The 8,020-nt window shown below is 44.9% G+C and carries 6 protein-coding genes, 1 tRNA gene and 2 pseudogenes; 4 read left to right on the top strand and 5 right to left on the bottom strand.

Annotated elements, in window-relative coordinates; translation table 11 throughout:
- Nucleotides 1-224: 224 nt before the first annotated feature.
- Nucleotides 225-2,510 (bottom strand): ATP-binding protein, encoded by a 2,286-nt coding sequence (locus HWQ41_RS22780; RefSeq protein ID WP_292767900.1) that lies wholly within the window; start codon nt 2,508-2,510, stop codon nt 225-227.
- 5 nt (nt 2,511-2,515) lie between these two features.
- The gene (locus HWQ41_RS22775; protein WP_292767898.1) at nt 2,516-2,683 is read right to left on the bottom strand and encodes a hypothetical protein; all 168 of its coding nucleotides are present in this window, start codon (nt 2,681-2,683) and stop codon (nt 2,516-2,518) included.
- A 571-nt stretch (nt 2,684-3,254) separates the two neighbouring features.
- Here HWQ41_RS22775 and HWQ41_RS22770 point away from each other — a divergent pair.
- The 3 genes and pseudogenes from HWQ41_RS22770 to HWQ41_RS22760 all read left to right on the top strand — a co-directional run bounded on the left by HWQ41_RS22770 (nt 3,255) and on the right by HWQ41_RS22760 (nt 4,807).
- On the top strand, nt 3,255-3,398 hold the full coding sequence (locus HWQ41_RS22770; protein WP_292767895.1) for a hypothetical protein: 144 nt from the start codon (nt 3,255-3,257) through the stop codon (nt 3,396-3,398).
- Nucleotides 3,399-3,429: 31 nt separating this feature from the next.
- Nucleotides 3,430-3,507: pseudogene (locus tag HWQ41_RS22765) on the top strand (hypothetical protein); the annotation flags it as partial.
- A 100-nt stretch (nt 3,508-3,607) separates the two neighbouring features.
- Nucleotides 3,608-4,807 (top strand): transporter substrate-binding domain-containing protein, encoded by a 1,200-nt coding sequence (locus tag HWQ41_RS22760; protein WP_292767892.1) that lies wholly within the window; start codon nt 3,608-3,610, stop codon nt 4,805-4,807.
- A 46-nt stretch (nt 4,808-4,853) separates the two neighbouring features.
- Here the strand turns inward: HWQ41_RS22760 and mazG are convergent, their stop codons facing one another.
- Together mazG and HWQ41_RS22750 are read right to left on the bottom strand one after the other, a co-directional pair.
- The gene (mazG, locus tag HWQ41_RS22755; RefSeq protein WP_292767889.1) at nt 4,854-5,699 is read right to left on the bottom strand and encodes a nucleoside triphosphate pyrophosphohydrolase; all 846 of its coding nucleotides are present in this window, start codon (nt 5,697-5,699) and stop codon (nt 4,854-4,856) included.
- Nucleotides 5,700-5,702: 3 nt separating this feature from the next.
- Nucleotides 5,703-6,323: a metal-binding protein gene (locus HWQ41_RS22750; RefSeq protein ID WP_292767886.1), complete on the bottom strand. Its 621-nt coding sequence runs from the start codon at nt 6,321-6,323 to the stop codon at nt 5,703-5,705.
- 126 nt (nt 6,324-6,449) lie between these two features.
- Here HWQ41_RS22750 and HWQ41_RS22745 point away from each other — a divergent pair.
- Nucleotides 6,450-6,522: transfer RNA gene (locus tag HWQ41_RS22745), tRNA-Val, on the top strand.
- 629 nt (nt 6,523-7,151) lie between these two features.
- On the opposite strand, the pseudogene HWQ41_RS22740 reads toward HWQ41_RS22745, so the two are convergent.
- Nucleotides 7,152-8,020 (bottom strand): annotated as a pseudogene (locus HWQ41_RS22740) (ribosome assembly protein 4); the annotation flags it as partial.

Genomic DNA, 8,020 nt, shown 5'->3' with positions numbered 1-8,020 from the left:
ACCTATATACAAACAGACTTTCAACCCAGTCCCCAGTAAAGAGTCCCCAGTCCCCAGTCCCCTGCTATAAGTAAATAATTTATACTGTCATTAGTGAAATTTTTCCGACTACTTAAGAGTTTGCGATCGCATTTGTGATTTCGGCGCTACGCCTACGCATTTGCTGATTACGTTTATCCTCAAACAACTTAAGACAAACACCTCTCCCTGGTTTGACTTGTGCGTTAAACTTGTTTGCTGCCTTTGACCAGGTTCGCCACCACTTTCACCAACTCTTCTGGCTCGATTGGCTTGGATAGATGAACTTGGAATCCAGCTTGCAGAGCGAGCCTGCGTTCTTCATCTCTAGCAAATGCCGTCAGTGCTATAGCAGGAATTTTTTCCCCACCAAGAGCTTCCTGCGCCCGTAATTTGCGAATCAGCGAATAACCATCCTCATCTGGCATTCCGATATCACTGACTAAAACATCTGGACTTAATTTTACCAGCGCTTCTAAGGCTTCACCTACTGAGGTAACCGCCGTTACCTGCGCTCCAGACTGTTGAAGAATAAAGGTAATTAACTCACGCGTATCGGCATTGTCATCTACAAGTAGTACTTGCAAGCCGTCGAGCGTTGAGAGGTTATCAACTTTTACTTCACTCTCTTTAATTAACTGCTCTGGTTGCGATTTTACTAGAGGCAACAGCACTGTAAATGTTGCTCCCCGTCCTTCCCCTTCACTAACTGCGTAGACTGTTCCTGAGTGCATTTCTACTAAGTAACGCACAATTGCTAGTCCTAGCCCCAAGCCACTGTCTACTCTAGTAGTTGTGCTATCAGCTTGACGGAAGCGCTCAAAGATATAAGGTAGAAAGTCAGCACTAATTCCCTTACCTGTGTCAGACACAGTTATCTGGACATTTGAGTTTACCTGCTTTAGATACACTTCAACTCGCCCTCCACTGGGTGTAAACTTGACAGCGTTAGAGAGCAAATTCCAGACGATTTGTTGCAGGCGTTCTGCATCACCCATAACCTCACCTACTGAGGAATCAAGTTTAGATTCAACTTGAATAGCCTTAATCTCAGATGTCGGATGTACAGCTTCAATCGCTGCGTTAATTACAAGTGCAAGGTTAACTTTACAGATATTTAGGCGGATTTTACCTTGTACAATGCGTGAAATATCCAGGATATCTTCAATCAGTTTCCTCTGAAGTTTAGCATTCCGCTCGATTGTCCCCAGTGCCTTTAAGGTAATTGCCTCGTCCAATTTTCGATTACGTATTATTTGAACCCAACCCAGCATAGAGTTGAGAGGTGTACGAAGTTCATGGGAAACGATCGCTAAAAATTCGTCCTTAATTCGGTTAGCTTCTTGGGCTTGCCGATAAAGCTGTGCATTTTCAATGGCGAACGCTGCCCGTTGGGCAAGTTCTTCAGCCATTGCTAAATCTACAATAGTGTAATGGCGTCCTCGTTGTGCTGACGCAAATACAATTGTCCCCAGCTTGCGTTTACGCACTAGCAGGGGCACGATCATATAAGACTTAACTTGCAGCAGATTGAGATGTTCCTCGTTCCATGCCTTTCTCTGTAATGAAGACTCAAGTATGTTTGTAACTAGTTCCGGCTCACCAGTCCGTAAAACCTTTGGTAGTCCATAATCAGCATCGATAGGAATTAAATTGCGTTGTCGGAGTTCTCGTACTAGTGCTTCCTTCTGCGGTTCAGATGCAGCGATCACTGGGTTACTAAAGACCACTGAATTATTTTCAACGACATCTACAATACACCAATCGGCCAGGGTAGGCACTGCTAATTGCGCGACGCTAGTTAAGGTGGTGCGGTAGTCTAAAGAAGATGCCAGTACACTACTTGCTTCAGCTAAGAAATTAGAGCGCTTCTGTGCTGCTTGGGCTGCAATTCGGGCAGCTTGCTCATTGGCAAATAACTGCTCGCGCTCTGACTCTAAATGCTTGCGTTTGGTAATGTCGCGCATTAGCCAGCGCAGAGCAACTGGTTTACCTTCCTGGTTACGGACAGTAACTACTGTCAAAGCAACATCAAAAGAGACTTTTTTCTGTGGTTGTAAACGCACTTCCCATTCGCCACCCCGGTCAATCTGCTGCAATTGAGTTAAGTAATTAAAAAAAGCTTGATGATCTGACTTGGCAATGAAAGTAAGCAGCGGTTTGCCAATCAAAAATTGCTGAAAAACATTGAGGTGTATTGTCGCGGTACGGTTAGCTTCCAGAATAGTGCCATAGGTATCAGTTACCAAGTAACCATCAGGCGCAAAATCAAATAATTCTTGGTAGCGCTGACGCTCCTTCTCTACTACCATTCGTGTTGTTTGTAGTTCCTCGGAGGCAATTTTCAGTTCTTCCAAAGCAATTTGAAGTCCTTCAAAAGCTTCTGCTGTTAGCTCTTGTTCTGAGTACGGCTCACTTGCAGTACTTTGCAATAATTCCATCACTCGTGAGCGCAATGTCTCTATTTGTTGACTAAAACCGTTTACATTCATGTTGCTCACTTTGCTAAGTACAGCATTTCATTAATTCGTAGCAAATTCAACTTGGCAATATTCTGCACTACCAATACATTGGCTTGCATTGTTAATGCATCGGTTTGCATTGTTAATGCGTGGGCTTGCATTGTTAATGCATTGGCTTGCATTGTTAATGCATCGGGTTGCATTAAAAACGCTACGCTTTTACACAAAACTGTACTAAGACTAAGAAGCGCAGTCTGAAAAAACATTAAGCAAGTATAAGTCCAAATGTACGCTAAAGACTGCTCTTTGAACAATTGCTCAGAAGATAAAAGTTTGTCTTTCCAAGGCGAGTTCTACAAAGTCAATTAGACACACAATAGTGGTCTCAACCTCTAACTACTATCCTAAAATAAAAAATTCATCAAGAAATCCATTTAGAGTGCTGTACGGCAACAAACATAATAAGTAGATTTAACGCGATGTGCAACTTATTTTTGCAACCCCGCTTCCATTCCTTTCACGCCAGTTGCTACAACGGGGGGAACCCCCCTTCGTGTGATGCCTCCGGCACGCCAAGGGCAAACGGCAGTTCCTCATGGGGGAAACCCCCTCTGAGCGACTGCCTCACCGCAACGCACTGGCTCCCCCACAGTCCGAGAGGTTTTGATTCTTGCTCCCCAACCCTTGTAGAGAAGAGGTTGGGGGTTAGGTTTGAGAGAAAGTCGCACACGGCGTAGATTTAAGCAAATTTTTTTATAATTTCAGGAGTACCTAATGGTTACAGCAACAGTACTAGGACAACAGGTCAAAATTGCCCCAACCAAGTTGCTGATTAACCATGAGTGGGTAGAAAGTGTTAGCGATCGCCAACAATCTCCAGGCTGGTACTATGTAGGTAAATTGCTACGACGTATTTGATGCTGCTGCACCCTTCGATAGATTCAAGCAGTCTGGTATAGGTCGGGAAGTAGGCGAATATGGCTTGCAACACTACACCGAAGTTAAAACCGTTACCATCAAATTTTAGTTTTAGCCATGTTCTGGTTTTAGGGGGATGATGAACGTAATATTTGATATGGGGTGGGCATGATAAATAGACATTGCACACAACGCTTACGAAAATTCTAATGATAAATGCGATCGCTACTAGATTTCGCCAACTTATGGCTGGGAGAAAAAGCTCAATTGGTTATTTTGACAGATATGATCGCAAAAACAAAAGCAGGCGTTCCTTAGCACTGTATACCTGCATAGGATTAGTAGGTGGAATTCTGGCATTGTTGTTAATAGCGTCTCCAGGACTGGCGCAAAAACCACAACTCCAACAACCGTTATTAGTAGCTACACGAGTTATACCGCCCTTTGTGCTACCAAACAAAGGTGAACTATCGGGATTCAGTATCGACCTCTGGCGCAGCATCGCTAACCAAATAGGTGTAGAGTCTAAATTTATTGAATATTCTACTGTACCGGAACTGCTTTCTGCTATTAAGGACGGCAAAGCCAACTTGGGGATTTCAGCTATCTCGATTACAGCCGAACGCGAGCAGAATTTTGATTTCTCATTACCCATTTTTGCTGGGGGGCTGCAAATTATGGTACGAAACCTAGAGAAGAACAACAGTGCCTTGCCAAATATTTTGCAATTGTTTTTCTCTGCTAGCCTCTTGCAGGTAATAGGCATTGCCCTAGTGCTAATTGTTGTAGCAGCCCACATTATTTGGTTATCTGAGCGCCATCACAAAGATGGGATGATTTCTCAATCATACTTTCCTGGCATTTTCAAAGCCTGTTGGTGGGCAGCTGCCACATTAGCCACCCAAGCTGATGAAATGCCCAAGGGAGTACTGGGACGCTTAGTAGCTATTGTCTGGATGTTCATCGGAGTACTATTTGTCGCCTACTTTACAGCCAGCGCTACCACCTCATTGACAGTGCAGCAGCTTCAGGGCGATATCAGGAGTATAGACGATTTACCCGGCAAGGTAGTAGCTACAACTGCGGGTAGCACAGCGGCCACATACCTGCGAGAACATAATATTTCAGTTCTAAAAGTTACCAAGATTGAGCAAGCTTACAATGCTCTACAGACAAAAAAAGCTGATGCTGTGGTGTTTGATGCACCTGTACTCCTCTTCTATGCTGCCCATGAAGGCAAAGGGAAGGTACAGATTGTTGGCAGTATTTTGCGTGAAGAAAGCTACGGCATCATTCTGCCTAACAATAGTCCCTACCGCAAACCAATTAATCAAGCTCTGCTGAGTCTCAAAGAAGATGGCACTTATCAATCGCTATATGATAAGTGGTTCGATGCTAAAGAATCTTGAAGAAGGGATTGGGGAGTTTGAGGCTTTGAGCCTGAAGCTTTAAGTTCTAAGCCTCCCTCTGCCCTTCCGCCTCACTCACTTCTTGAGCAAGTTGGGCTTTTGCCTGTTGCCAGAGAATTTCTAACTCATTCAAACTGTAATCAGAAAGGGGACGGTCAACAACTGCCTCCATTTTTTCTAATCGCTGGACAAATCGCTGATTTGTACCTTGCAAACCGGCGCTAGGATCAAGATTATGCCAACGGGCTAGCTGAATAACTGCAAACAGTAAATCGCCTAATTCTGCTTGTTGTCGTTCGGGTGTTTCCTCAGCCAAAGCGTGTTGAAACTCACCCAACTCCTCATGAAACTTATCCCAAACGCCCTGAATATTTTCCCATTCAAAGCCGATCGCCGCAGCCTTTTGAGAAATCTTCATTGCCGCCGTCAGTGGGGGAAGGGTGCGCCCATAACGAGCGAGTTTAGCACTAAGTTTTTGCGCGTCTGGAGATGCTTCGCCTTTTTCCGCAGCTTTAATTTGTTCCCAATTTTGCCGCACCTCATCCACACTTGCCACCGACACATCACCAAACACATGGGGATGACGGCGAATCAACTTTTGGGAAATCCCCTGAGTTATTTCTTTGAGAGAAAATTGCCCAGATTCACTAGCGATTTGGCCTTGCAATACCACCTGCAATAATAAATCTCCCAACTCTTCAGCGATCGCACTCTGATCTCCACTCTTAATTGCGTCCACCACCTCATAAGCTTCCTCAATCACATAAGGCGTCAGCGTTTGGGCAGTTTGAGCCAAATCCCACGGACAACCACCATCAGGCGATCGCAATTTCGCCACCACCTCAATTAATTCCTGCAACGCCGCCAAAGTCTCAACTTTCTCATTTGTCATTTCTCATTTGTCCTTTGTCGTTTTCCCGTTGCTCTTTCTGCTAACTGTAGTTCGACGACTACCGCGACTTGTAACTTTCCGCTTCTTAATTTTGCCACTAGGAAGCAACCCCCGAACCCCCTGTTTTTGAAAGCGCTTGTATGCCGAACCGCCCCAATCGCTGAGAGAATGACTCATCGCACCGAGTTCCAACCCCAAAAACAAAGCGATATATTCAGTATCGTATTGCACGAGCGATCGCCCCACAGTTGCACCCAAATCCTGCCAAGTAAAACTTAGATTCCCCAACTTTTGAGCGATCATCAAAACGACAATTGCCAAAATAGCCAGCAAACACCCCAGATAAAGTATCCGCAAAATCGTGCCAATAATCGGCCCGTGGGATAAAAAAGAACGATGACGGAGACTTTTTTGATAAGGTAGCCAAATCCAGCGCAAGAAACCCCAGCGTTGAAATTGCACAGAGTAAATATCCAAATCGGGGCCAAACATCAGCCCGCCAAAGAGAAACCCGCCTGCAACCAACAAAGTCGCATTGCTACTGCGAGTCTGCCAGAAAGTAACGCCCGCCACCAACGGCAGAGCATACATAGTAATGCGATCGTGCGTTCGACCAGAGGGCATCCTAAATCCTGTTAGCGATCGCGGGGCGTTTAGCCCGTGCTGAATACTGAGTCAGTATAAGAGAAAAAAGATTTTCTTAAAACTACTAGCGCAATGTGAAATGTTTTGCTATATTAGTTAAGGATTGGGCGGTTAGCTCAGTTGGTAGAGCGCCTGCCTTACAAGCAGGACGTCATCAGTTCGAGTCTGGTACTGCCCATTAACTAAATTAAGGCTAGAGACAGCTTAGATGCCGTTTCTAGCCTTTTTTAAATGGATTCACAATTTTTAATTGATCAGCTACTACTAACTCATCTTGCATATCTTCAGAATAGAGAATACTTGTTCTTGCAGATAGTTTACCTTTATGGGCTTCATCTATTATGAGCGATGCCTACGGCGGGCTGCGCCAACGCACCAGTAAGATAGTCCGCTTGGGGAAAAGAGATTATTGGAGGTTATACCGTTTTACTTTAATAATGATACAAATACGTTGGTAGGGGCACAGCAATGCTGTGCCCCTACGAGAAATCTATATGTATCAGGGTTTGTGTGAAATGGTATTACAGGCGATCGCAGTTGCTAAAGGAATGTAATCTATTAAAGCCCCAACCCTTGTAGCGTTGGGGAGTAAGATTCAAAGCCTCTCTCCTCTTAGGCTACGGTGTACACACAAGTCTGAAACAGTTTACTCATCTGGGTTTAAGCGTAAGTTTTACCCCTCCCTAACCCTCCCCTTATAAAGGGGAGGGAACTAGATTTCCTGTTTCCCCCCTTTATAAGGGGGGATTAAGGGGGGTAATTCGACTTGTGTGTACACCGTAATTCCTCTTAGGAGAGAGGTCAAAACTAATTCCGTAACTTCTTAATCTCTGCATCTGTAAACGGATTCTTCCCCGCCCGTAAATCTTTCACCCAGCGCTGCCGTTGTGCTTTACTATCTTTATCTTCAGTCTGGGCGATGTATGCTTCAAAATCCTCAATCGCGCCTTGGGTGTCGCCTGTCAGCGCCCTAGCCAAACCACGACTATCACGATTCTTGCCATCAGGTACAAGTGCAACGGCTTGTTCACAGGCTGGTAAAACATCGGCGGCTTGTTTTTGCAGACTCCCGTTCCTGCATAGTGTATTCCAAGAACTTGTAAGAATTTCGGCTTTTGGATCAAACTTGAGAGCTGCGGTATAAGCTGCTAGTGCTTCCTTAAACTTTTTCTCTTGTAAGCGACTATTTCCTTCATCAACTGAGCGTTCAGCCTTGCCTTTGTTGACAAACTCTTGTGCTTTTGCCTGGGGTTCAAATCTCAAATTAGTATCCCACTGCTGGGCTTGGCGGAATTTGGTAATCGCATTATCAACATCTTCATTTCGCGCTAGCTTCTCACCTTGGATAACTAATACTGTCGCGGCTTGCATCAGCCGAGGCGGAGTTTGGCATTCCGTTAATTCTTCCAGCACTTCAGGATGGACAACCAAATAATTGTTGAGCAAGCCACAACCATCTTTGACTAACTTATCTAAATCCAAATTCCATATAATTATCGTCTTGTCAGCACTTGCAGAAGCCAGCCTTTGCCCATCGGGGCTGAACACCACGCTATTGACCCAATTCCTATGCCCAGTCAGGGTTTGCACAGCTTTGCCAGTGGCGACATCCCAGAGTTTGATCGTCTTGTCAGCACTTGCAGAAGCCAGCCTTTGCCCATCGGGGCTGAACACCA

The sequence above is a fragment of the Nostoc sp. NOS(2021) genome (assembly GCF_017115025.1).
In the GTDB taxonomy this organism is placed as follows: domain Bacteria; phylum Cyanobacteriota; class Cyanobacteriia; order Cyanobacteriales; family Nostocaceae; genus Nostoc.
Note: the sequence above shows the minus strand (reverse complement) of the source record. Positions and strands in the feature narration are given on the sequence as shown.

Bases quoted from the DNA above. Each gene is read 5' to 3' on its own strand.
- mazG (WP_292767889.1), bottom strand. From the start codon at position 5,699: ATGACAAATGAGAAAGTTGAGACTTTGGCGGCGTTGCAGGAATTAATT.
- HWQ41_RS22780 (WP_292767900.1), bottom strand. From the start codon at position 2,510: ATGAATGTAAACGGTTTTAGTCAACAAATAGAGACATTGCGCTCACGA.
- HWQ41_RS22750 (WP_292767886.1), bottom strand. From the start codon at position 6,323: ATGCCCTCTGGTCGAACGCACGATCGCATTACTATGTATGCTCTGCCG.
- HWQ41_RS22770 (WP_292767895.1), top strand. From the start codon at position 3,255: ATGGTTACAGCAACAGTACTAGGACAACAGGTCAAAATTGCCCCAACC.
- HWQ41_RS22760 (WP_292767892.1), top strand. From the start codon at position 3,608: ATGATAAATGCGATCGCTACTAGATTTCGCCAACTTATGGCTGGGAGA.
- HWQ41_RS22775 (WP_292767898.1), bottom strand. From the start codon at position 2,683: ATGCAACCCGATGCATTAACAATGCAAGCCAATGCATTAACAATGCAA.